The sequence below is a fragment of the Mojavia sp. genome (assembly GCF_059505145.1).
Genome location: NZ_JCACKA010000124.1, coordinates 36,495 through 61,821 on the forward strand (window position 1 = coordinate 36,495; position 25,327 = coordinate 61,821).

19 protein-coding genes are annotated in these 25,327 nt (G+C 41.6%); 11 read left to right on the top strand and 8 right to left on the bottom strand.

Going from position 1 to position 25,327, the window contains the following annotated elements; all coding sequences use genetic code 11:
* The first annotated feature begins 106 nt into the window (after positions 1-106).
* From dndD to AC5JL8_RS33415, 10 genes are all read left to right on the top strand, one after another.
* Positions 107-2,095, top strand: a complete 1,989-nt coding sequence (gene dndD / locus AC5JL8_RS33370; protein ID WP_495883979.1) for a DNA sulfur modification protein DndD — start codon at positions 107-109, stop codon at positions 2,093-2,095.
* A 35-nt stretch (positions 2,096-2,130) separates the two neighbouring features.
* The gene (locus AC5JL8_RS33375; RefSeq protein ID WP_495883980.1) at positions 2,131-2,373 is read left to right on the top strand and encodes a hypothetical protein; all 243 of its coding nucleotides are present in this window, start codon (positions 2,131-2,133) and stop codon (positions 2,371-2,373) included.
* Positions 2,374-2,378: 5 nt separating this feature from the next.
* A complete protein-coding gene (locus AC5JL8_RS33380; protein ID WP_495883981.1) occupies positions 2,379-2,726 on the top strand; it encodes a type II toxin-antitoxin system PemK/MazF family toxin in 348 nt (115 codons plus the stop codon).
* Positions 2,727-2,773: 47 nt separating this feature from the next.
* Positions 2,774-3,160 (top strand): DNA sulfur modification protein DndE, encoded by a 387-nt coding sequence (dndE, locus tag AC5JL8_RS33385; protein WP_495883982.1) that lies wholly within the window; start codon positions 2,774-2,776, stop codon positions 3,158-3,160.
* A 72-nt stretch (positions 3,161-3,232) separates the two neighbouring features.
* On the top strand, positions 3,233-4,684 hold the full coding sequence (locus AC5JL8_RS33390; RefSeq protein ID WP_495883983.1) for a DNA phosphorothioation-associated putative methyltransferase: 1,452 nt from the start codon (positions 3,233-3,235) through the stop codon (positions 4,682-4,684).
* Positions 4,685-5,227: 543 nt separating this feature from the next.
* Complete coding sequence (locus AC5JL8_RS33395; protein WP_495884243.1) at positions 5,228-6,520, top strand: AmpG family muropeptide MFS transporter; 1,293 nt, start codon at positions 5,228-5,230, stop codon at positions 6,518-6,520.
* Entirely contained in the window at positions 6,505-6,909 is a 405-nt protein-coding gene (locus tag AC5JL8_RS33400; RefSeq protein WP_495883984.1) for an ABC transporter permease, read from the top strand. The genes AC5JL8_RS33395 and AC5JL8_RS33400 overlap by 16 nt, the downstream gene beginning before the upstream one ends.
* A 161-nt stretch (positions 6,910-7,070) precedes the next feature.
* The gene (locus AC5JL8_RS33405) at positions 7,071-7,235 is read left to right on the top strand and encodes a DUF8624 family small hydrophobic protein (protein ID WP_495883985.1); all 165 of its coding nucleotides are present in this window, start codon (positions 7,071-7,073) and stop codon (positions 7,233-7,235) included.
* Positions 7,236-7,255: 20 nt separating this feature from the next.
* Complete coding sequence (locus tag AC5JL8_RS33410) at positions 7,256-7,798, top strand: GNAT family N-acetyltransferase (protein WP_495883986.1); 543 nt, start codon at positions 7,256-7,258, stop codon at positions 7,796-7,798.
* 85 nt (positions 7,799-7,883) lie between these two features.
* Positions 7,884-8,642: a HEAT repeat domain-containing protein gene (locus tag AC5JL8_RS33415; RefSeq protein WP_495883987.1), complete on the top strand. Its 759-nt coding sequence runs from the start codon at positions 7,884-7,886 to the stop codon at positions 8,640-8,642.
* Between the two features lie 151 nt (positions 8,643-8,793).
* On the opposite strand, the gene AC5JL8_RS33420 is transcribed toward AC5JL8_RS33415, so the two are convergent.
* From AC5JL8_RS33420 to AC5JL8_RS33455, 8 genes are all read right to left on the bottom strand, one after another.
* Entirely contained in the window at positions 8,794-9,186 is a 393-nt protein-coding gene (locus AC5JL8_RS33420; RefSeq protein ID WP_495883988.1) for a phosphomannose isomerase type II C-terminal cupin domain, read from the bottom strand.
* A gap of 159 nt (positions 9,187-9,345) precedes the next feature.
* The gene (locus AC5JL8_RS33425; RefSeq protein ID WP_495883989.1) at positions 9,346-10,668 is read right to left on the bottom strand and encodes a PQQ-dependent sugar dehydrogenase; all 1,323 of its coding nucleotides are present in this window, start codon (positions 10,666-10,668) and stop codon (positions 9,346-9,348) included.
* A 77-nt stretch (positions 10,669-10,745) separates the two neighbouring features.
* A complete protein-coding gene (locus AC5JL8_RS33430; RefSeq protein ID WP_495883990.1) occupies positions 10,746-13,046 on the bottom strand; it encodes an NACHT domain-containing protein in 2,301 nt (766 codons plus the stop codon).
* Positions 13,047-13,370: 324 nt separating this feature from the next.
* On the bottom strand, positions 13,371-14,588 hold the full coding sequence (locus AC5JL8_RS33435) for an EAL domain-containing response regulator (RefSeq protein ID WP_495883991.1): 1,218 nt from the start codon (positions 14,586-14,588) through the stop codon (positions 13,371-13,373).
* 19 nt (positions 14,589-14,607) lie between these two features.
* Complete coding sequence (locus AC5JL8_RS33440) at positions 14,608-18,576, bottom strand: PAS domain S-box protein (protein ID WP_495883992.1); 3,969 nt, start codon at positions 18,574-18,576, stop codon at positions 14,608-14,610.
* Between the two features lie 180 nt (positions 18,577-18,756).
* Positions 18,757-21,534, bottom strand: coding sequence for a glycoside hydrolase family 10-like protein (locus tag AC5JL8_RS33445; RefSeq protein ID WP_495883993.1), 2,778 nt, complete (start codon positions 21,532-21,534; stop codon positions 18,757-18,759).
* Positions 21,535-21,642: 108 nt separating this feature from the next.
* Entirely contained in the window at positions 21,643-22,959 is a 1,317-nt protein-coding gene (locus AC5JL8_RS33450; RefSeq protein ID WP_495883994.1) for a TIGR03279 family radical SAM protein, read from the bottom strand.
* Between the two features lie 93 nt (positions 22,960-23,052).
* Positions 23,053-24,015 (bottom strand): undecaprenyl-diphosphate phosphatase, encoded by a 963-nt coding sequence (locus AC5JL8_RS33455; RefSeq protein WP_495883995.1) that lies wholly within the window; start codon positions 24,013-24,015, stop codon positions 23,053-23,055.
* Positions 24,016-24,480: 465 nt separating this feature from the next.
* Here AC5JL8_RS33455 and AC5JL8_RS33460 point away from each other — a divergent pair, with 465 nt between their 5' ends.
* Positions 24,481-25,260, top strand: coding sequence for a DUF3120 domain-containing protein (locus AC5JL8_RS33460; protein ID WP_495883996.1), 780 nt, complete (start codon positions 24,481-24,483; stop codon positions 25,258-25,260).
* Positions 25,261-25,327 lie beyond the last annotated feature (67 nt).

A 25,327-nucleotide genomic window follows, 5' to 3' on the forward strand; every position in this document is an offset into this window, starting at 1 on the left:
AATATGGTAGGGTGGGCAATGCACACCCTACAGAAAATTCTCGGCGATTAGAAATCGCATTTACACAAACAAACCCACTAGCACGGGTTAAATATAGATATAGATAATGATATTTCTGGAACTCGTATTACAAAATTTTGGCCCTTACTCTGGCAGACAAGTAATAAATCTTGACCCAAGAACTGAAGGAAATCCTCGCCCAATTATCCTATTAGGCGGTATGAATGGCGGTGGGAAAACAACTCTCATGGATGCTATTCGTCTTGCACTATATGGACAACGCGCCCAATGCTCTACTCGTGGTAATCTGAGCTATAGTGATTTTTTAAATCAATGTGTTAATAGTAAATCTAATCCTGCTGAAAAGACCCGAATTGAGCTATTATTTGAACACATTGAAGAAGATAAACCAGTAAAATATCGTATTGTTAGAACTTGGGAAAAAAATCCTAAAGATGGTAAAGATTTCTTGGGAATTTTAGGTGATGACGATACTTGGCCTGTTGAATCTTTGATGAATACTTGGGATGATTATATAGAAAACCTTCTGCCGTTAGGAATTTCTAATTTATTCCTATTCGATGGAGAACAAGTAAGAAACCTTGCAGAACAGGAAACACCGCCACAAATTGTAATTGAAGCTATTCGTGGACTTTTAGGGCTAGAATTACCTGATAAATTAGCACTTGATTTAGAGGTTTTGGTCAACCGTAAGCGTAAAGAACTTGCTGACACCAAAGATTTAAATACCCTAGAAGAAATTGAAAAAAGGTTATTACAACAGCAAGAAAATTATCAAGCAGCAGAACAAGAATTAGCTAGGTTAAAAAATAAAATTGAAGAATTAGAAACTATACAGCAAGAAGCCTTGGATAAATTTGTATTTGAAGGTGGTAAAATCGCCGCAGAACGCAGTCAGCTTGAAGAGAAAAAAAAAGAAAAAACTACCGCATTAGAGACAATTCGGAAGTCTTTAGGTGAATTAGCTGCTGAGATTTTACCTTTGGCTTTAATTCCTAATTTATTGAGTCAGGTACAAACACAGGGTTCAAATGAATTTCGTACTCAACAAGTACAACTGGCTAGAGACGTTTTGATTGAACGAGATAAACGCTTACTTCAATGGCTAAATCAGTTAGCTATTACTTTAGAAGAAATCGATAAAATTCAATCTTTTTTAACTGAAGATGTAAATAATTTATATGCAATTTCAGTCCAAGCTGAATTACCTTGGTTATTAGCCGATGAGGAAAGTTTGAGTCAATTAGATAATGTAAGATATCATTTGCATAACGCTCGTAATACAGCAAAACAGCAGTTGATTAATCTCAAAAACCTAGAAGAAGAAATTATTACGTTAGAAAGACAAGTGCAAACCGCAGCAGAACCAGAAGCTTATCAAAAGCTGCGCTATGCTGTGGAAACAGCACAAAACGAAGTTGTACAAGCTAAAGCAAATTACGAAAGCATTCGGCAAAGATTAGTAGCATTAATAGATGTAATTGAAATTACGAAAAAAGAATTAAAAGATTATACTGACAAAAATATAAAACATAAAAATAGAGAACATATTATTACCTCAGCCTCTAAAGTTCAAGAAACACTTAAGGTTTTTCGAGAAAAATTAACTCTGCGAAAACTCAATAAATTAGAAGAGGAAGTAAAAAAGTATTTCCTCTATTTGCTGCACAAATCAGATTTAGTATCTAGCATCACTATTGATACTAAAACCTTTGCCCTATCTCTTTTCGATTTTGATGGTAAACCAGTCCCGAAACATCGCTTGTCTGCTGGGGAAAAGCAACTACTCGCGATCGCCTTCCTCTGGGGCCTAGCCAAAGTCTCTGGACTCCGTCTACCAGTAGCAATCGACACGCCCCTCGGCAGACTCGACTCCTCCCACCGCCAAAACTTAGTAGAAAAATACTTTCCCGCCGCCAGCCATCAAGTAATTCTGCTTTCCACAGACACCGAAATCGGTAAAAAAGAAGTAGAGACACTGCGAGAAAACGAAGCGATCGCCCGCGAATACCTCTTAAAATATAATTCAGCAACTCGTCAAACAACAGTAGTAGAAAATCAATATTTTTGGTAGTAGATATCGTTTCAAATTTGAGTGTGCAAAGAATTATGATATCTCCACATTTACAAGCAATAGAGCGTGACCTACGTACTTTGTCATTAGAAGAATTAGAATGGCTTTTAGAACGTATTACTAAACAAGTGCAAGCAAAGAAACAAACCTCAGAAAAATTTACTGATGTGCAATATATGAACGAACAACTAACTGCAATGGCTAATGATTTGGAAATACAGGCAGAAATTACCTCTATAAATAGTGAGTTTTCTGTTACAGAAATTGATGGTTTATAAAAATTGTGAGTATCGAAAGAGGACAAATTTATTTTGTCAATCTTAATCCAGTGCAGGGTAGAGAACAGGCAGGAACACGACCCGTTTTAGTTTTATCTATAGACGCTATCAATCAATTACCTTTGGTTGTGACTGTAGTTGTAGGTACAAAAGGTACAAATATTAAGCGCGATTATCCCACCAATATACGAGTCTTTTCAAGCGACAGCGGATTGCCTATCGAAACAGTATTCTTATGTTTTCAAATTCGTTCTTTAGATCCAAACCGTTTTCCTACTGACCCATCAGGTAAGCTTTCTGGCTCAAAAATGGTGGAAGTAGAAACTGCGGTTCGCTACTGTTTAGGTTTATAAACAAAAATTAATTTAATTCTGGATAAAACTCTTTATTTATAAAAATTATGGAATCGCCAATTGAAAGAATTAAACTTTCCCAAACAGCCAAAGACCAACTGCTCAAACTCCGACGCAGCACAAAAATCGATCAATGGAATATATTATGCCGATGGGCATTTTGTCGTTCCCTAGCAGAACCAACTCCACCCTCACCCGTACCCATTCCCCAAGATAGCAACGTCGAATTGACTTGGCGCGTCTTTGGCGGCGAAATGTCTGATATCCTTCTCCTAGCCCTCAAGCAACGCTGTCACAATGACGGCTATCCCACCGATAAAGAAACCCTAGCTACCCAATTTCGCCTACATTTGCATCGAGGAATTGGTTACTTAGCAGGCGATCCAAATATCAAGAAAATTGAAGATTTAATTGAATTAGCGGTGAAAGATTGACAGGATATAAATCATGGTGCGTTATGCTGCCGCTAACACACCCTACATCCTTTAAAAATCGTAAATGCTCTTATGTTAGAGAGCTATGTAGAAATTGAGCGTCACAGAGCTGCGATCGCCCGCAATGATATATCTCGTCCTGTGCGATTGGCCATAGAATCGGCAATCATCAATCAAGATACTACGTTTTTTGACTACGGTTGCGGTTACGGTGGTGATGTCCAGCGCGTGGCAAACTTAGGTTACACTAGCGCAGGCTGGGATCCTTATTATTATCCTGATGCTGCGATCGCCCCCGCCGATGTTGTCAACTTGGGTTATGTCCTCAACGTCATTGAAGATCCCCAAGAACGCCGCGAAAGCTTAATTAAAGCTTGGGAACTTACCCGCAAAGTCTTAATTGTCGCCGCTCAAATTCTAATTAACGCTCCCAGTAAAACACAATTAGCTTACAGCGATGGCATTGTTACCCGTCGCAATACTTTTCAGAAATATTACGAACAAGAAGAACTCAAAACTTACATTGATGAAGTCCTGAATGTAGATGCTGTACCCGTAGCTTTAGGCGTCTACTTCATATTTCGAGATGAAACTGAAAAAGAAAATTACAAAGCTATTCGCTTCTTTTCTCGAAGTTCTACTCCCAGAGTCCGCATCCCCAGCAAGCGGTTTGAAGATTATCAAGAACTACTCGCACCATTGATGGCTTTTTTCACCAAACGCGGCAGATTACCAGTCAAAGGTGAATTGAGCAATGAACAAGAACTACTGAGCGAATTTGGTAACTTCCGCCGTGCATTTGGCGTAATTTTGCAAGCTACCGACGAAGCAGAATGGGATGCGATCGCCTATCGTCGCTCTCTCGACATTCAAGTTTACCTCGCTCTCAGCCACTTCGATCAACGTCCGGCATGGCATAAACTAGCCCCAGAAATGCGTCACGATATCAAAGCTTTCTTTGGTAGCTATGAAGAAGTTTGTGCAGTCGCTGACCAAAAACTTTTGAGCTTAGGTCAACCTAGAGTTGTACAAACTGCCTGCGAAAAAAGCAAAATTGGTAAACATACCCGTGGCGCTTTGTATGTCCATGTTTCGGCGCTTGCAGAACTCGATGCCTTGTTACGAATTTATGAAGGTTGCGCCAGCCGCACCATTGGACGTGTCGATGGTGCAACTCTCATCAAATATTGCACCGATAAACCGCAAATCTGCTATCTGTTTTATCCTGACTTTGACACAGACCCCCATCCCGCCTTAAAAGCCAGCATCATTATTGATTTTATTACTTTAAAAATCACTCACCGCGACTACCAAACCAGAACAAATCCCCCAATTCTGCATCGTAAAGAAACCTTTGTCACACCCAACTACCCGCTTTACGAAGAATTTGCTAAACTCACCCAACAAGAACAACAATTAGGGCTGCTTAAGCAAAAAAGTAATATTGGCACCCGTGAAGGTTGGGAAAAATGTCTCGCTGCACATGGGGTGGAAATCAAGGGGCATCAGGTTTATCAAGTTTAATTGGGCATGGGGCATGGGGGGCAAGGAGGAAAAGCAGGAGAGCAGGGAGCAGGGAGCAGGGGGAAGGAGACAGTTTAAGCTTAGATACTCGTTCTTCAAGTTCAGAACACGACAATCCGAGCTTTTTACTCGACACTTCAAGTTCAGAACACGACAATCCGAGCTTTTTACTCGACACTTCGAGTTCGGAACACGACAATCCGAGCTTTTTACTCGTTCTTCAAGTTCAGAACACGACAATCCGAGCTTTTTACTCGACACGTCAAGTTCAGAACACGACCATCCGAGCTTTTTACTCGACACTTCGAGTTCAGAAAACGACAATCTGAGCTTTTTACTCGACACTTCGAGTTCAGAACACAATAATCCAAGCTTTGAACCTCAAACTGTCCACTCCCCCTTCCCCTTGTCCCCTTGTCCCCTTGTCTCCCCCTCCCCTTTTCCCCAATCCCCAGCCCCCATTTTGCATATTGGCGTGAAATCATACAACAGCTGTGGCAATATAACTGCAATTCGTCAGAGGTGAGGAGAAACCTCGAAATTATGAATCCAGTGCGATCGCTGCTGCAACTGTTCGGTAGCCGCAAGATGGCGGCTTTATTATTACTAGGGTTTTCATCTGGTTTACCGTTGTTATTAATTGGTAATACCTTGAAAGCTTGGATGACTATAGAAAAGGTGGATTTGGCAGCCATTGGGTGGTTTAGCCTCGCCAGTTTGCCTTACTCGTTAAAGTTTCTTTGGTCGCCGTTTCTCGATAGATTCACTATGCCATTTTTGGGGCGGCGGCGGGGTTGGTTAATTGTGATGCAGCTGGCCTTAGTAGTTGCGATCGCCATCATGGGATTCCAGCAACCCAAACAAGCATTACAGCTGCTAGCCATTAACGCTATAGTCATTGCCTTTTTGAGTGCAACTCAAGATATTGCTGTTGATGCCTACCGCACCGACGTTTTGGAAAAACTAGAAATGGGCGCTGGGGCAGCAGTTTTCATCTTGGGTTATCGCATTGCCCTGTTAGTATCAGGTGCTTTAGCATTGATACTTGCTGATAGAATGCCCTGGTCATCAGTTTATTTGTTTATGGCAGGTACAATGGTGATTGGGATTTTTGCCACCTTGTTAGCACCGGAACCAAAGGAAATTAGCCCTCCAGCCTCGTTAACCGATGCCGTCATCTTACCCTTTAGTGAATTTTTCCAGCGTCAAGGAGTGATCCAAGCCCTTTTTGTTCTTTTGTTCATTACCCTCTACAAACTGGGTGATGCCTTACTGAGCAATATGACCACGCCCTTTTTGCTACAAGTTGGTTTCACTAAAACCGATATTGGAGCAATTCAGGTAGGTATGGGATTAATTGCTACCATTGTTGGGGCACTGGCAGGTGGTGCGATTTTGAGTAGGATTGGCATCAATCGGTCACTTTGGGTGTTTGGCATCCTGCAAGCTTTAAGTAATTTTGCTTACTTGACTCTAGCTTATACAGGTAAAAACTACCAAGCTCTGGTTCTGGCGATCAACATAGAACAGTTCTGCGGTGGTTTAGGGACAGCAGCCTTTGTGGCCTTTCTAATGAGTCTTTGTAACCAAAAGTTTTCTGCGACTCAGTATGCTTTGCTTTCTAGCTTGATGGCTGTCAGCCGCGATATTCTGGCATCTCCAGGTGGGGCGATCGCACAAAGCACAGGTTGGCCAGTATTTTTTATAATTACCATCGTTGCTGCCGTGCCAGGACTACTCCTGTTGCCAGTATTTGCCCCCTGGAACCCTCAACCAGTGGGAATTTCTAGACCAGGACTTGATGATGAAGAAGAGGATTTATGGGAAACCAAATAGTTATTGTTGTCGGCACATTTATCCTCTTGCTCACTGGACTGTTACTGGGCTACGTTCTCTCACAGTTAGTTTTAGGATTTTTGGGCTTTAACCTCTTAACTTTTTTAGGAACACTCAGCCTGATTTTAATTTTTGGCACACTTTATTACGTTTTATTTTGGCAATTGCGGAGAGAGCAGTCCCAGTCGTTCAACGGCAGGATATCAAACCAGTCAGCAGAAGAATTTCTCTCTGATAGCGATATCAAAAATCGGCTAATCAGGAGGTTAGATGGTGACATAGAAGCTGCCGAACGGTTAGTTGAGCAGGCCAAGCAAAATTATCCTGGAATGCAGGAGAATTGGTATTTTGAGCGAGTACTTGATGATTTGGAGCGCGATCGGCGCTAACGACGCTGCGCTTCGCAATCGTCGGTAACGACGCTGCGCTTCGCAATCGGCGCTAACCTTGTGTTTGCTATACCCAGAACATCGCTAAAATAAACCAAGAAAACTTTACAAATCTATAGCTAGTTTTCAGAAAAAGATTTCTAGCTCCTTGCAATCCATATATGGCTATTTTTCGTCAATACATTGCTCCTTTGCTCGTAGTGCTGGTATTCATGTTTGCTTTAGTCGCAGTCAGCGCCCGTATCTTTTTACCCTCAGATATGGCAGCCCCTGCGCCAATTGAAGAGGTAGGGGTGATTGTTCCACCCAATATTTCAGTGAGTTAACTCAAAAATGAGTGTCAAAAGTGCCTGAGCAACTGCTACCTGGGTATAATATTCGCCTTGGCTCTGCCCTGGAGCGATCGCTACTGGTAAAGTTCATGCAACGAAGTTACCAGGATATTTTTCCACAGGCGGATTTTTCTCACTTAGCGCAAACAGTCGAGCAATACTTCTCTAGTAAAACGCCGTTGTGGTGGGTAGATAAGGAAGTAAGGGAAGAAGACACCGAGAGTTCTTTCTCCGTGTCCCCTTGTCCCCCCGTCCCCGCGTCTTCCTCCTCCCCCACTTCTCCCATTGCTTGCCTGTGGGTAGGAAATGCCATAGATCAGGTGGGAGGAAGTCGCCATGCTCACATCTTTCTTTTGTATGTTGTGCCAGAACATCGGCGGCGGGGTATTGGTACAGCTTTGATGAAATATGTAGAAAATTGGGCAACTCAAAGAGGCGATCGCCAGATTGGTTTACAAGTATTTCAATCAAATCAACCAGCATTAAATCTTTACAATCAACTTGGTTATCAAACCCAATCCCTGTGGATGGTAAAATCACTCAATATGGAAAAATAAACTAGTACCGCCGCGCGAAATTCAAAATTCAAAAACCTTGTCTTCCGGGTTATGTGTTAATCCCGGTCAGGGATTTAGATGAAATATGTATGACGAAGACGACCTAAGCCTACTCGATCTCGAAGTGGAGCTAGAAAGCCCCTTAGATCACATGGAGCCGCTAACTGCTGAATCAGAAGTGGCAAAACCCGATCCAGATGTGATGCTAGCTCTGTTAGAAAACCCTCAACCGCAGCAACGGATGCTAGCGGCGCGTGCTTTTTGCGACCTTGAAGATGAACGCGCTACTCCCCATCTCATCCGTCTGTTAACTGATACCTGTCCCTTGGTACGGGTGAGTGCAGCCTATGGCATTGGACGCAATCCTAGTGCAGATGCAGTCGAACCGTTAATTGCCCAACTAAACCGCGATTGGAATGGCTATGTGCGTAAAGGTGTTGTATGGGCTTTAGGCAACTGCCGCGATCGCCGTTCTTTAGCACCCCTAGCCGACGCCCTCAAAACTGATATTTCCGCAGTGCGTTTGTGGGCAGCTACTGCTTTAGCACAAATGGCAGAAGTCAGTTATGAGACAGTTTTAGGCGCAATACCACCACTAATTGAAGCCTTAGTTCAAGACCCTGTAGCACCAGTGCGGAGTAACTGCGCTTGGTCAATTGGACAGTTGTGCCGCGAACTCCCATCTAACGTGGTTTATGCCACTGCGATCGATGCTTTAATTCAAGCCTTTGCTGAAGACAAAGATTTAGGGGTAAGAGAGGATGCCAAAGCCGCACTCTTAGGCGTAGGCGACCCCCGTGGTTTGCAACTCATCGAAACTCTAGAACAAGAGGGATGGTTTTAATAAGGCAGATGGCAGTCCCAATGAAACAAGTTTCACCACCAAGTATGAAAATGGGCATTGGGCATTGAAATATCTACATCGATTTTAAGCTAATGCAGTTTAGTTACGGTAGCCGTCACCTTTAAGGGTAACGGCATTTTTTACATTTCAGTTACAGGCTTACCAAATTGAGGTCATAAGGACGCTCAATATCATCCTCGCCTAAATATTCACCATTTTGAATTTCCAGAATCACAAGGGGAATCGACCCTGGATTTTCTACTTTATGTAATGTTGCTGCTGGAACATAAGTTGACTCGTTGCGATTCAATAATATTTCCTCTTGACCGCAAGTTACCTTAGCAACACCGGAGACTACAACCCAATGTTCATTGCGGTGATAATGAATTTGTGGTTTAATGCCGTGTCTAGGCTTAATTTCAACACGACTAATTCTATAGTTCTCTCCCTCCTCTACAACTTCCACGTTACCCCAGTATCTTGTACCAGAATGGTCAGAGGATTGGGCGTTGTTGGTCTGAGGATTATTCTCATTTTGAGTCATAAATAATCTCTGAAGCTGATAGCTATAACTGTGGATTGTTGAATACTTTAACTTAAATCACATTAAGCTAGGTTTAAGTTCAACAAGGAAATGCTGATAATCATTGCACATTGAATATTGGGAAAAATCAAAATCTATCAATGCCCAATGCCCAATGCCCTAACCCCCTGTATATTGAATCCGATAAATACGATTATTGGCTTCTTCTGTTACTAATAAACTGCCATCAGGTAATACAAGTAAACCTACTGGTCGCCCCCAAGTAGTTGGTACAGATGGATTTAGCAAGAAACCCGTGAGAAAATCTTCATAGTAACCTTGTGGACGCCCTTGAGTATTGAAGGGAACAAATACAACTTTATAACCAGTACCGCGATCGCGGTTCCAAGAACCACGAAAAGCCACAAAAGCACCATTACGGTATTTTGCAGGAAACGTCTGACCATCATAAAACTGCAAACCTAATGCGGCTGAGTGTGCCTGGAACAATACATCTGGTGTGCGGGTACGGGCTACTAAATCGGGGCGTTTGCTTTTGTCGTTCGTTTTTTGACGTGGTTCAATGTTGTTTGGTGTCAGATAAGCATAAGGCCAACCATAAAATTCTCCTTGCTGGAGACGTGTGAGGTAGTCTGGTACTAAGTCATCACCAATACCATCTCGTTCGTTGACAGTCGAGTAAAGTTCTTTAGTTACTGGATGAAAGTCCAAACCGATTGGGTTACGCAAGCCATAAGCAAAAGTTTGTTGCTGGGAACCATCCAAATTCATCTGCTGTACTGAAGCCCTTGGCAGAGGTTCTTCGTCTACATTTGAGCGGGAACCAACAGAAACATATAGTTTGTTACCATCAGGTGAAGCTACTACGTTACGTGTCCAGTGCTGGTTATAGCCACCACCAGGAAGGTCAGCAATTTTTTCACCATTACCAGTGAGTTGCTGTTGACCTTTGGTATAGGGGAACCTTAAAACTGCATCGGTGTTACCCAAAAAGAAAAAATCACCTGCAAAAGTCATACCAAAGGGAATATTGATGCCATTTGTGGCACTTGCAAAGGTCTGGCGCACATCAGCTACCCCATCTTTGTTAGTGTCACGCAACAGTCGAATCCGATTTTGCCTAGTTTCTGTTACTAGCACATCACCGCTAGGAGTTAAAGCCAACCAACGCGGCGCATCTAGCCCTTCAGCAAAGATGTTGACTGTAAATCCTGATGGTACACGCAGTACTGGATCTTGCGGAATTGATACAACATCAGGTCTTTTGGAAGCACTTTCTGTGGCAAAGGGCGCTGGCAAATCCTTCAGGTTGATGCGGATGGGTGTAGGTGAAAGGGGTTCAGTACGGACGTTATTTTTTGGCTGAGATGAAAATACAGATGGTTGCGGTGTGTCATTATCCAAGGAAGCGCGAGTTTGGTTGCAGCCTGCTGCTGTAGCAAAGAATAAGACTAACAGCAAGAAACGCCCTGAAACTTTCATGAGAGCAATAATTATGACAATTTTTCCACTTTAGACTGAAAAATCTCTAATTGTCGCCAGCCTAAAGTCCGATAATTTTAACTACCAAGCAAAAACAAGCTGTTCTTAATCGACTCACGTAAATTTGAAGTGACATCATCAGCGCTATTGAGACAATCTAGTAGTAATTGGTTAGCATCCCAATACTGCTGTAAGTCTTGCCAATCCTCTTCGTTGAATTGCCAAGCATGACCAATTTGGCGATCGCTAATCATCATATCTCGCAATTTTCCAATCCAAGTTTCGCCATGAGTTTGCCACCAAATTTTTAGTGCTTCTCTACCTTGATTTGGCTTAGGTAACTGGTTGTTGAGGTTTTGCAAGGATGTTTTTAAAGATGGTTTATCCTTCAGCAAATGCTCAAGGTCAATAGCTAAACTCAACGCAGAGAAGCGTTGGAAAAAAATATCAGAAGTTATGGTCAAGCTTACAGCCAGAGCATGAGTCAAAGCCAGATCTAAAGCTAAATCAATAGAGAGAGTACCAGCCAAGCGATCATCTAAAGATATAGCAAAATTTTGATTGCGAGCTAGAGGATGTTCTGGGGGAAGGGCAATGGTAAAGTAAAAAGCACGCACACCAGCTGGATGATAGAAAAGATTTACTGCATGGGATTTTTGGGAAACCCAACTCAGTAAAGCCTGCAATTTTGCATTTTTTGCTAACGTATCAACTTTTTGCTTCATTATCTTCAATAAAGCATCAGCTGGTTGCAACATTCCCGCACTTAGTAAAAAAATTTCTCGCCAACGTTTTTCATTAATATGATTAACAAGTTCTTGCAGTGTTTGAGTATTGGCATTAGCAATAATTTCTCTAGCTGTGAAATACTCTTGAAAAGTTAAATGCGAAAAAGAATAAATTCCTCTTGCCCTCTCGATTAACAAACCGTGTTGAGCTTCAATTGCTTTTAACACAGCCTCACTTTCTAATTCCAAAGCATCTACATCAGTTGCAGCATTGGGAAGATGAGATAAATAGTCAGCAATTAATTGCCGCATTTTAGTTTCTGGCAGTAAGTAATCTCCTTGCGCGAAAGTAATTGCTGCCACACGACTAAGCAGCTTAATTTTATGTAGCAGTGACAAATCTCGATAAACTTGATCTCGTTTGATACCCCTCGCTTCATCCCAGCGTACTAACAGCAAATCCAAGGCTTTTTTATATAGTTCAGAGCGTTTAGATGGAAAATCTTCGACAAACTGAAATAATAAACAAGTAAGATTTAATAAAATTGGTGTAGTTACCAATTCTAAAATTTGTGAATTTTCGGCTAATTCTAAGTTTTGCATAAACTTATCTGCCAAAGCTTGGGCTTTAGCTGGAGTTTGTTTTGCAACTGCCAAAAACCATTTGTTGGCGAAGGTAGCAATTTGCGATTTGGTAAAATCAGCAATTTCTATTTCAGTAAATCCTTGAAATTTATAATGTTGGGCAGCAATGCGACAAGTAATAATTATGCGATTTTTATAAAAATTCTCTATAAACTGACGTAAGAGTTTGATAACTTTATCACCATCTTCCGCGGCGACTTCATCTAAAGCATCTAATAAAATTAAAGCTTTACCATTAATTAATATTGTAATCAGTTGCTGTTCATCAATGCCATTATCAAAATATTCACTAAGATAATTTAGTAAACTACTTTGATTAAGTTCTCTAGTGTCTTCAGCAAAGTTTTTCAAATTAATAAAAATTGGCAGGCAATCTTGCTGATAAACTCCCATATTACAACTAATGGCAAGCGATTGTAAAAATGTAGTCTTACCAGAGCCTGGTTTTCCCAGTACCATTAGCTTGGAATATTGTGAAACTGCCTCTAACCCACAAATCCTCTTCTGACGTACTTTACCTAAGCCAAATCGGTCAAATTCATAGCTATTGAAATTCTGTAAATCGCTAATTTCTAGCCATGTTTTACTATTGATCTCTTCTAGAATATTGACATCAACGTAAAGCTCATTTATTGTAATAGGCCGGGCAATATCTAATAAATATAGAGTAGCGCACTGGGCTTGAATTTTATCGTAGTGAGCAGACCGCAACTTTGCCACAAGGCTATCAATATCTAGAGCAAAATTGGTGGGCTTCTCTGAAGGAGTTAATTCCTCTATAATGGGATTTTGTGAGATTTCTGATGGGTCTAGGTCTAAAATCAAGCAAATTTCGTTAAAGGCGTGACGGTCAACTGGTTTACCAGTGAAAAACTTCCAAATAGGCTGTCGCGTATCTAAACCGACTGAAGCAGCTAGATATTCTTGTGTCCAACCTTTGCGCTTAAAAGCTTGTTTAGCTTTTCTAATGCCTTCATCTGAGGCTTGAAGCGATCGCTTTGCCATTCCTTTACCAAAAAACTTTATAAAGTAATTCTTAATTTAATTGTTAGTATACAATTTATACAATTTATACGCTAACTTATACTCAAAACCTAACACAATCTCTAAGATGGTGTCATTATAATAGTAGCCAAGTCAGCCAATCCTACATACCCAACAAGCTTATGGCATTGCCAAACAAACTTTATAGTGGTTGAGCAATGCCCAAGCCTTTACTAAACTGACACTAATTTCTATCATCGAAATACTGCTCTTGTATGAGTAATGAAGTGCTGAGTAATGAAGTGCTGAGTGAAAAGAGTAATTAAATAAAAACTGAAAACTTATTTATATAGGTATATAGTTGCCATTTAAAAAAAAATTTTCTAATTCTGCTGCTGGTAATGGACGACTTAATAGAAAACCTTGTATAGCATCACAGTTGTGTTGGCGTAAAAAAGAGAGTTCTGCTTCTGTATCCACCCCTTCAGCTACTACTCGTAAATTCTGATTATGAGCCATTTCAATCACAGCTTTTGTGATTGATGCTTTTTGGTGATTTTTATCAAGGTTATGCAAAAAATAACGACCAATTTTTAATGTATTAATTGGCAAATTTTTCAGATTAATTAAAGAACAATTACCTATACCAAAATCATCAATAGCAATTTTTACGCCTAAAAATTTTAACTTATTCATGATGGCGATCGCGCTACTGACATCTTGCATAATGATGCTTTCATTGAGTTCTATTTCTAGATGCTGTGGTGTCAAATCATTGTCCATTAAAATAGTAAGTATATCTTGGATAAAGTCAGGATGATAAAATTGTCGCCCAGACACATTTAAAGCAATACTTAAAGAAAAGGATGTTAGACTGTTTTGCCAACTTTTAATTTGTTCGCAAACAGTTTTTAATGCCCATTTATCAATAGGTAAAATTAAATCTGTAGACTCTGCTAACTGTAAAAACTCTGTTGAAGCAATTGTACCCAATTCAGGGCTTTGCCAACATAATTGAGTTTCAGCGCAGATCATTTTATCAGAAGCAATATCTATGATTGGTTGATAATATAACTCAAATTCGTGAAATTTATTTTGTAGAATTACCCACTGTAAATTTTGTTCTAATAACTGCATTTTAGGAGATAATGTCATAGATGCAGTGTGATTGGATAATAAATATTTTTTTAAGGTAGTCTGTCTTTCTAAGCGATTCATGATCGCACTTAATAATTCCGCCCTAGTGAATGGCTTAGTCAGGTAGTCATCCGCACCCATATCCATACCTTGACGAAAATCAGCCTTAGCGGATTTAGCAGTTAAAAAAATGAAAGGAATTGTCGCTGTTAATGGATCTTGACGTAATGTAGATAAAACTCCATAACCATCAAGTTCCGGCATCATCATGTCACACAAAATTAAATCAGGAACTTCCGCAATTGCTAAATTTACCCCGATTCTGCCGTTGGCAGCAGCAATTGTATCAAAATCTTCAGCTTCCAGTAAATCTAAAAGATTTTCACGAACTAACTCTTCATCCTCAATTACTAAAATTTTCGGCATAATTTCTTTCTCGTTGCATTTAGTTATTTAATGGCAAAGTGACAGTAAACTTTGTTCCAACACCCAATGTACTGGTGACAAATATTTTACCTTGGTGTATGTCTACACACTTTTTGACAATTGCCAATCCTAATCCAGTACCAAGGATATGATCAACATTACTAGCCCGATGAAATGATTCAAATATACGTGGTACATCTTCGGGAGGAATGCCAATTCCCTGGTCTTGAATTTCAAATATTGCTTGCCCATCCTGGCAAGTAAGAGTAAAGTTGACAGTGCTATCTGATGGGGAATATTTGAGCGCATTTGTGAGTAAGTTACTCAAAATATGCCCTAACAATTTTTTATCCATACAACATGGTATGAATTGTGATTGGCTGCTAAAAGAAATTAAGCGCTGATTGCTGATATCTAGCTCAACTTCTTCTACTAAATGACGGCAATATTCAACCAAATTTAGAGATGTAGGTCTATACTCTAATATTCCTGCTTCTGCCTTACCAATAAACAACACATCATTTAACATCTCGCTCATGCGCTTAACAGCGGTTTGAATGCGGCGCAGGTGAGTAAGTTGTTTTTCCTCATTCCATTTGTGGCGATAGTGTTCTAGTAACTCCGAAGAAGAAAGGATAGTACTTAACGGCGTCCGAAATTCGTGGGAAGTCATGGAAATAAAACGAGATTTAAGTTCGTTAAGTTCTTTTTCTTTCTCTAGTGTTAATATTAGTTCTTGTTCTAATTGCTTATGATCTGTGATATCTGCCCAGTAACCGACAAACTCCACTAAGTTACTAGCTTCGTCTTGCACTGCCTTAGCTTTGTCATATATCCAACGATAATTGCCGTCTTGATGCAAAAAGCGGTATTCCAAGGTGTAGTAACCTTGAGCTTGCGCCTTTGAAAGTTCAGCAAAAACAGCAGATATGTCTTCAGGATGGATATGATTAGCCCAAAAACCGGAATCTTCTATAAATTCCCTGGCTTCATAGCCCATCATAGCGCTAACATTTTCGCTGATGAAAGTGGCACCATAATCTCCAGATATCTTGCAGGTATAGATTACAGCGGGGGTAGAAGAAAGTAAATATTGCAACCGCTGTTGGCTGACAAGTAATGCCGTTTCCGCCTGCTTACGCTGAGTAATATCGGTTTGAATGCCGATATAGTGAGTAAGTACACCAGTAACGTCATAAACAGGAGAAATGTTTAACTCGTTCCATAAAAGACTACCATCTTTATGAAGTTTACGTAGGATTACGGTGCAGTCTTTACCTGCTTGCATAGCAGCATTGAGTTCTTGTAACCCTGGTTCGCTAATCTCAGCACTTTGGAACAAACAAAAGCTTTGGCCAATTACTTCTGCTGCACAGTAACCAGTCATCCGCTCAAAGGCAGAATTAACATAGATAATTGGTCTTGTTGGGATGCTGGCATCAGCAATAATAATGCCATTGCTGCTAGCTGCGATCGCGCGATCGCGTAACCTTAAACCTTCCTCTGCCAGCTTGCGCTTAGTAATGTCGGTATGGGTGCAGATTGTCCCCACGGTTTTACCTGTAGCATCCTTGATGGCATCAGCACACAAGTCTACATACACAATATTTCCGCTGCGCGTTTGCATCGTCACTTCGCCGCGCCACGACTGGTTACTTTTAATCGTATTCTGTACTTTTGTATAATCTTCTGGATACTTAAAAATAGCTGCTCCTCCTCCAACAGCCTGCAATTGCTCCAAAGTGTAATCGTATAGTTTAATGAATGCCGGGTTGATGTAAATCGCCTCACCTGTGATGCTTCCCATGCCAATAGCATCGCTTGTGCTTTCTATAGCTTTGTGAAAGCGTAAAAGTGATTCTTCAACTAATTTACGCTCAGTAATGTCTGTAGAAATGCCACAACTTGCATAAGGTATGCCATTGGCGTCTTTTAAAGGAAATTTAATCGATAAGTAAGTATGTAATCGATCCTCGTGAGGGACGACTTCCTCTACCTCTATCGGGATACCACCTGCAATTACCTTGCGGTTGGTAACTGCAAACTGATCAGCAATTTCATAACTCCAAATATCGTAAATGCTTTTACCTGATATCTCTGCTTGGGTGGTATCGAATAACTTTTCAAATTTGCTGTTGATCAGCACTAGTCTATTTTGAAAATCTACTACATAAACCGCTGCTGAACAATTATCCAGAATTGCTTGTAGCTGCTGTTGAGTCTCCTGTAATGATACTTCTGCTTGTTTACGGGGTGTAACGTCTCGACTTATGCCGCGATACCCATGAAATGTACCTTTAGAGTCAAAGACTGGCACACCACTAGTTTCGAGTACAACTAAATGGCCATCTTGATGAATCTGAATGTTTTCCAGACATTGGAACGGTTGGGGTGTTACAAAAATTTCGGCAAAATTGTTAGCAACCATTTCTTGCCTTTGTAGAGGCATAAATTCAACAAAGCTTTTTCCTAGCACTGCTTCTGGTTCGTAGCCTAAGATATCGCGTACCTGAGGACTGACGTAGGTATATAAAGCGTTTTCATTCACTTCCCACACTAAATCGCTGCAAGCTTCTACTAAATTGCGGAAGCGTTCTTCGCTTTCCCGTAAGGCAATTTCTACTGATACGCGAGCATCAATGTCTGTGATCGTACCAAACCAATTTACAATTTTTCCTTGGCGATTGCCCTTTAGGGCACTGCGCTCCGCGCAATCGCGTAAGGGTAAAGCACGTGCCAGATGCCAGCGATAAGTTTTGTCGATATTTCTCAGCCAGCGAAATTCAACTTCAAAAGCTTCTCCTGTGGCTAGGGATTTTTGCCAGCTAACGATATACCTGGGCCAATCTTCTGGATGTGTCCATTGCTGCCATTCGCGTTGAGAATACTCCTGTTGGTTGCAGCCTAGATAGTCAAGTGTACGCTGGTTAACGTACTCAATCTCGCCATCTGCTTGGGCTATCCATACTTGTTGCGGAATGGATTCAGCCAAAAAACGAAATCGTTCTTCGCTTTTTTCTAAAGCTTCCTGTGCCTGTTTACGTTCCGTAATATCTTCATAAGTGCCAAGAATCCCAACCACATTACCTCCGGCATCATGAAGAGGAACTTTGTGCGTCTCTATCCAAATGTGTTCGCCATTAGCTTGCAGTTGGGTTTCTAAAATGCGATATTGGGGTGTATTAGTCTGTATTACCCTGGCATCATATTGGCGATATAAGTCTGACTCTTCTTGCTTCCAGGGAAAGTCATAGTCTGTCTTGCCCACAATATCTTCTGGATTTTCAAAACCAGCCATTCTCGCAAACTTGCGATTACAGCCTAAGTAAATAGAATTTTGATTTTTCCAAAAAACACTCTGGGGGATGGTATCAATAATTAACTGCAACATTTGCTGGGATTGCCGTAGTTGCTCCTCTACTATTTTGCGTTCAGCAATCTCAGACAGTAGTTGTTGATTTATCTTTTGTAAAGCGATCGCTCGCTCAGAAATCAGAATGGCATCGTTAGCATTTACCACTAGTGACTCTAGCGATTGCACTCTTTCTTCAGCAATCTCGGATTTATTTCTAGTTTCCTTTGTCTGTTGCTCTAACACTTGGCAAATGCTTTCAGGGGTGATCACGCCAACAAGTTGACTTTGCTCATCTACAAGTTGAAGTAAACCCAACTGAGATTGACGCAGTTGTGAAAGTACTGATAACATATCAAGAGATTCAGACAGCTTCAGTGTCGTAACTGAAGTCTGCATCACTTCAGAAACCTTAGTTGTTCTCAAGTCAATCCCGGAAGCCACAAGCTTCACCAAAGCTTTCTCGGTAAACCAGCCCATAACCTGCGAAGCTGACTTTACCAAGGCACTTTTACCTTGTTGTGCCATGATTGCAATCACATCCAACACTGGTGTTTCTGGCTCAACCGTTAACGGCGAAAAGTCAGTAATTGACCTTAAGCATCTTAGCCACAGAAGCTGAGGTACGGTTTGCATAAATCTTGAGGATAGCTATGATCCAAGAAATATTTATTTAATTAAAGTATTGTAAGTCTCTTCTAAATATTTTGCTGCTAATATCATGTCCGCCTAATTAGCTATAATTCTCGCATCTATGCAAAATTTAATACTAATAACTAATGACTATCGGCTTGGGATAAAAAATGTATCTCTCACCTAAGAACGTGACAGATCCCGCCGTTCGCCATAACGTAATAGCCTTTCGATAGTTGCAAGACGATTTTCCCAGGCTTTGACTTGATAGGGATTGTTTATAGCCTCTTGGCGCATCCAAGTTCTAAATTGAGACTGGAATTGAGTCAGTGAGGCTCTTGCTGTTAATAATTTACTGGCAGAAGGTGCGGTAGCAAGCTGACTTAAAGCTCTTTGTAAAACTTCTGCTTGATTGTTAAATTCTGAAATCGTCGCAGCAGGCATTCGCAATTGGTTGTTTTGCAAAACAAACTTCCATTCTCGTTGTAGGGCAGTATAACGAATAACGGCAGTTTGAAAAGGTTGGCGATGAGGAATCGGTTCAGCTGTTATGCGTTGCACCTTGCCTTGCGTACTACTAAAAACTTTATGTAGCTCGTTGTTCAAATTTTCGGCGGCAAAGAGTGCGTAACCACTAACTGGCAAGTCCCTGACTAATTGCAGTTGATCAAATGCCCCGACTGTTGGCAAGGAAAGCAGACGAATTCCTGGTACCAACAAAGTAGATCCTAATTTTGTAGAGGCAATCCAGGGTTGTGCCAGTCGTTGAAAGCGAGGAGTATCCAGAGCATAAGTCATAGGAACAATTAAATCTACATCTCCTCGCCGGGCCCAAACTTCCCAGTGCTGTTGAATCTTCTGAATACGTTCAATTTCTGGCAGGGGAAATACGGCAACTGACATAATCAAATTCGGTCGCTTTTGCCGCAACTGTTGGGAAACTTGGGCAACAAAACTATCAACTTGCTCAGTACGGAATGCTGTCCACTTTTGCCATAGGTCGCGATCGCTAGGAGAAATATTCACAGGATCTACGCCAGCAAGTTGCTGAAACTGTTCTCTTGCCGCTTTACCATAGCCGTAAATTCTTCCTGCGGCTGGGTCTTGAAAAGGATAGCGAATGTAGTCTAACTGAACACCATCCACCTGATAACGGGTGACAATTTCTTCGTATAACTTGAGTAAGTACTGCCGTAATTGAGGATTCGCTGGGTCGAAAAATGGCTTGTTCTGATTAACAGGAATCATATTGCCACGATTATCGTAGTTTGCCCAATCGGGATTAGCCGCCAGCACTGGCCCTGGATAATTGGGATTAACGTTGATAATCTCATTGTGACGTTGGTTGCCAGCAGCGAAAACCCAAACCCAAGCGTGTAATTCCATACCGCGGGCGTGAGCTAATTTTACTGCTGCTGCCAGTGGGTCCCAGCCTCGAATTAATGGATTTTGCTGCGGCGCAACTTGGCTGGGATAAATGGTGTAACTAGCATTGACTGTCTCAAAAAATACAGTATTAATTCCCGATTGTGCCAACCGATCAAAAACTTTGGCTAATCCCTCTTCACTACCTGCCCGGACAATCGTTCCTCTGTCTAACCAAACTGACCGGATTTCTGGTTGAGCCAATCTGCGATCAAGCGGAAACTGGTTCCACAAAGCCGCCTTTGCCGAGAGCCACTGCTGACGAGCCAGCGCAAAGTTTTTTTGAGCAATTAACTGAGGTAAATTTTTAGCAATTTCCCTTGCCTGGGTTAATGCTTGCTCTGGATCAAGGATTGGTACGCCTGCTGTGCTAGAAACCAACTGTACATCTTGTGCCTTGAGAGACTGAGGTTTGCTAGAACTGACTTCCTCGCTACCAGAGTTAGAAGCCAACGCCGCTAGACGGGCGCTTTCTACTCGACCAATCAGATTTTCTAGCTCATGCTGGAGGGCGATCGCCTCTGTGCTGTCAATCGGCGCACCAGAGTTAGGTACAACATCCAAACGCACCGCTTGTTCTAGTTGGTCAATCGCCTCCTGTGAACGTGGGGGTGAAGCATTTACCAATGGTTTGGGTTGGGGTGCAGTGGCGATTGGTCTGGCTTGAGGCGACTGGGGTTTTTGATTTGTGATTGTGGGTTGTGGTGTAGGAGTTTTCGGGACAGATACTACTGGTTGTGGTGTAGGAGTTTTCGGAGCAGTCGCTACCGAAGTAGAGCAATTTTGGGAACCTCCTTCTACTGTCTTTTTACTTTTTGGGAAAGCTGTAAGATGACGGTTGAGAGCAGCTTTTAACCAGGCACTATCTAACTCTGGTGCTGCTGCTGTATCTACCCCCCAACGCCAGCCAAACAAGGTAGAACGCTCAGTTGTCACTACTGCGGCGGGATTATCTTGAGAATTCCAAATAGCAGCTGAAGTAGTCAAGTTATCAGGAATTACAACGCCACCATGCACCTTGCCAAAGAGTCCGGTTTGGTTTGCCCATTCTTCTTTCAGCTTAGTTTTCGCGGGTTGCAACTGTTGCGTATCATTGAGGCTGAACCCCCAATAACCTCCTAAAAGTGTCCGCAACAACTGGCGTACTCCTGGTGCTGACAGACTACCTACTGGGCCGCTGGCAATCAAGCGTCCGCCTTTACTCATCCATTCTTCTAAGGTAATAGCTTGTGTCGGTGTTAATGACTCTACATTGGGCAAAAACAATACTCTGCGCTCCCCCCAATCTGCTGCACTCCTAACATCAGCTAGGGGAATCACACAATACTTTACTCCAGCTGCCTGTAAGCGGTTGGTTATCCCTGTCCATTGATTGGCATTTTCGGGACTCTGAACTATGCTCAATACAAGTTCTTCAGCCGCTGTCGCTGGCAATATATTAAAACAATTCAAAAGTAAAAATTTTAAACTGAAAATGAAGAATCCGGCTTTTTTAATTTTTAAGCTTAATTTAATTTGGTTTTCCCGATTCTTCACCAGTCACTCCTCACTTAATTAGATTTTTTACTCATCTTTAATTATTGGTCAGCAGAACACAATTTACTACTGACATAGCCCAGTATTTTTTAGTTAATTACTAGTAACTTAAGAAATACAGGCATTGATTAATTCTTCAATTCCTGATATTGGGAATATTTTTGTATTCAGTTTACTAGCTACTTGCTCAATACTCATATCATCTAAAAATATCAATTCACCATGTTTTAGCATGACATTTGGCAGCAAAATTCCATCACCTAAATCTTGTCCTTGTAAGTTTAAAAGCAAATCATGCCCAGTTAGTAAGCCTGTAACGCTAATACTCTGCCCCCAGTAATCGCTGCATAAAGCACGCATATCTATCTCTAAACCATCAACAGAATTTAACTGTTTAAGGATGGGTTGAAATGCTTTTTCTACCGCATTACCAACTACCCAAGTTAATTTTTTTGGGGAAGCTATTTTGGGTGGTAGCGATTGGGCGGCAAATTGCTTGAGAAACAACCGAATCGAACCAACGCCATTACCAATTTGGGGGTAGTCTTCATATTCTGATTCACTAGGTAATTCCTCACCTGCAATCAAAAACCATTCATCGGCTAACCAAACAACGCTGGAACCGAATTGTTGACGAAATGCGAGAGATAGCGATCGCACTTGGGCAATTACTTCTTGAGCTTTTTCCCGTGTGACAGGGATGAGTTCGTCTTTTTCGGGACGAAACCGCGTTAAACCCACAGGAACCACCGCTACTGATGCTACCGCAGGTACTTCGCCAGTATGAAAAGACGCTAAATCGCGTAAAGTTTGTTCCAAGTGGATGCCATCATTGATACCGGGGCAAACGACTATTTGAGCATGAATTTGCAGCCTTCTTGCTTGAAACCACTTGATTTGTTGCAAAATTTGCCCAGCACGGGGATTTTTTAGCAGTCTAATTCTGACTTCGGGTTCTGTAGCATGAACAGAAACGTATAAGGGAGACAGGCGCATTTGTTCAATCCGCTGCCATTCTCGTTCTGGTAAATTAGTCAGAGTTAAGTAAGAGCCATACAAAAAGCTCAAACGGTAATCATCGTCTTTAAAGTACAAGCTCGAACGCTTACCCGGTGGCTGTTGGTCAATAAAGCAAAACGGGCAATGATTATTGCACTGAATTAAAGCATCGAATAGGGCAGTTTCAAATTCTAGCCCTAAATCTTCGTCGTAATCTTTTTCGATTTCTAGGTGATGGATTTTGCCAGCAGCATCTAAAACTTCTAGTTCTAAAACTTCATCAGCGCATAAAAACTGATAGTCGATTAAATCGCGGGGCTGTGTACCATTGATAGCAACGATCGCATCCCCCGCCTCAAAGCCAATTTCGGCCGCGATGGAATCGGGTAATACACTGCTGATTCGAGCAGGACGAATTGTAGTCATGGGTCTAGGGTCAAGAGGCAAGGTTATCAGGAGCCAGTGCGTTCGGTCGCCAGACTTTTAACAACTGGCTCACTAATGACTAATAACTATTTATTAACTATTTTTCAACAAACCAGCTCCAATCGCCCCCAGTATTACTACACCAAATATCAATCGATACCAAATAAATATCCATGTGCTTCGGGTTTTGAGGAAGCGCAACAACCCTGCGATCGCTATATACGAAAATATTGCGGCAGAAATCACTCCAGCAATGAGGGAAATTATTCCTGCACTGCCTAAGTCTGCCCCGATAACATCCTTTAACTCAACTAACCCCGCTAGAGTAATGGCGGGAATGCCCAGCAAAAACGAAAACCTCGCCGCTGTTTCCCGTTCTAGTCCCATAAATAATCCTTCTGTCAGGGTAGAACCAGAACGCGATACGCCAGGAATTAATGCCAAAGCTTGAGCCAAACCCATCAATAACCCATCGTTCATCGTCAGTTTTTCAAAGTTGCGTTGGCGTTTGCCTAGTTGTTCTGCTACTCCCAGTAACAGCGACATGATTATAGAGGCAATTGCGATCGCGCCTACGCTTCTAATCGGGGAATTATCAAAATCGGGGATGAACTTTTTAATTAAAAGTCCAAATAAGATAATCGGTAACGTTCCTAAAATAATTCCCAAAGCTAGCCGGAAGTCGTAATTATCATAATCTTTCTGGGCGATCGCTTTGACCGCTCCTTTAATGATTTGCGTCAAATCTTGCCAGAAGTACCACAGTACTGCTGCAATACTACCGAGTTGAATAATAGCCGTAAAAGCTACCCCAGGATCACCCCAACCGAGAGCCACTGGCACAACTTTTAAATGGGCTGTACTACTTATCGGTAAAAATTCAGTTACTCCTTGTACGAAGCCCAAAAAAATAGCTTGTAAGATATTCATTTGTTGCACCCCATTGCCTCCTGGGTTAGGCTGGGCGCTTAGAACTTGAATGGGAAATGCTGCAATTGAGACAGTAGCAGATGCGGCACTCAAAATTACAAACGATTGACGTTTCGATAAAGCCATCAGTTTACCTGCGATCGCTGACGTTATAACCAATTAACACAAACAGCTACCTGGGGAACCAGGAAAATAGCAAAATAAAGCATCGGGTTGTCACTTATGCCCACAAAGGCGCGCCATTAATTTACCACCCTCCGATTCAGAGAGTGGCAGCCAATAGTTAGAGTTCCTCAGTTTTTTCTCTTGTACTGCGTTTGCATACCATAGAATTAGTTTATTAACAAGGACTAAATACTTTTAAATAGCCCAGTGATATCACACATATACTTATGTGTTCTGGGTTTAAAGATATTGCCACAAGCAAAATATAGATAACTCGGAAAATACCTCAAACTGAGCGTGTTCCTATTTTCTGGGCAATATTTAAAAATTTCGCCAAAATCAAGCTAAGATAAAAATGCCCCTGGGGGGGATTCGGAAGTATGTTATCTTAAGTAAAATAAAGTTTAGTAACAATTATTAAAAACTTTGATTAATAATACATTGTCTTCGTACAGTACTTCTACTGCCTCTATAGATACCGATTTGCATTCAACTGTCACAGGGTCACAAGGCATAAGAGAGTTAGAGTCCAGGCTTTCTCAATCTCCCAATCTGCCAATCTCTTTATCTTCCCCAAAAATTTGGCTAGTATTTGCAGCGGCGGTGTTTCTGGTATCTGTGCCAGTGTTTGTAGAAGCGCCACTAGTGCGATCGCTGCCAAGTCTGAGTTTGGCGATCGCAGGGTTGTGGGTGTGGTTGAGTTTTACCTTAATGTCACGTCCTGCAACTTATCTCTGGGGTGATTTGCTTTTAGGATTTAGTTGGAGTTGGCTAGCCGGAGCAATTTACTGGGGCTGGTTACGTTGGGAACCTTTATGGCATTTACCAGTAGAGTCTATAGGGCTACCCTTTGCTTGTTGGTGTCTAATGCGGAATTGGGGCAAGGTGGGTAACTGGTTTTACTTAGGTTCTTTATTTGGCACAGTCTTGACCGATGTGTATTTTTATTTAGTAGATTTGATGCCCTATTGGAGGCAAATCATGCAGGTAGAACCTGAGAGTGTTGCACCAATTTTACAAACTGCGGTTATCCAAGTTCAAACACCTTGGGGACAAGCCTGGGCAGTAGTGCTAGCCTCAGCGCTGTTGACAGTCGGGGTTTTACCTTTACGCCACAAGCAAAGACACTGGTATGCCTTTAGTGGTGCAGTTTTAAGCACAATTTTGGTAGATAGCTTATTTTTGTTAGCTGCGGTTTTGGCGTAAAAATTGATGATTGAGAAGGAAGCGATCGCCTTTTATTCCATCTCAGTTAACTTCATGTAAACTTGGA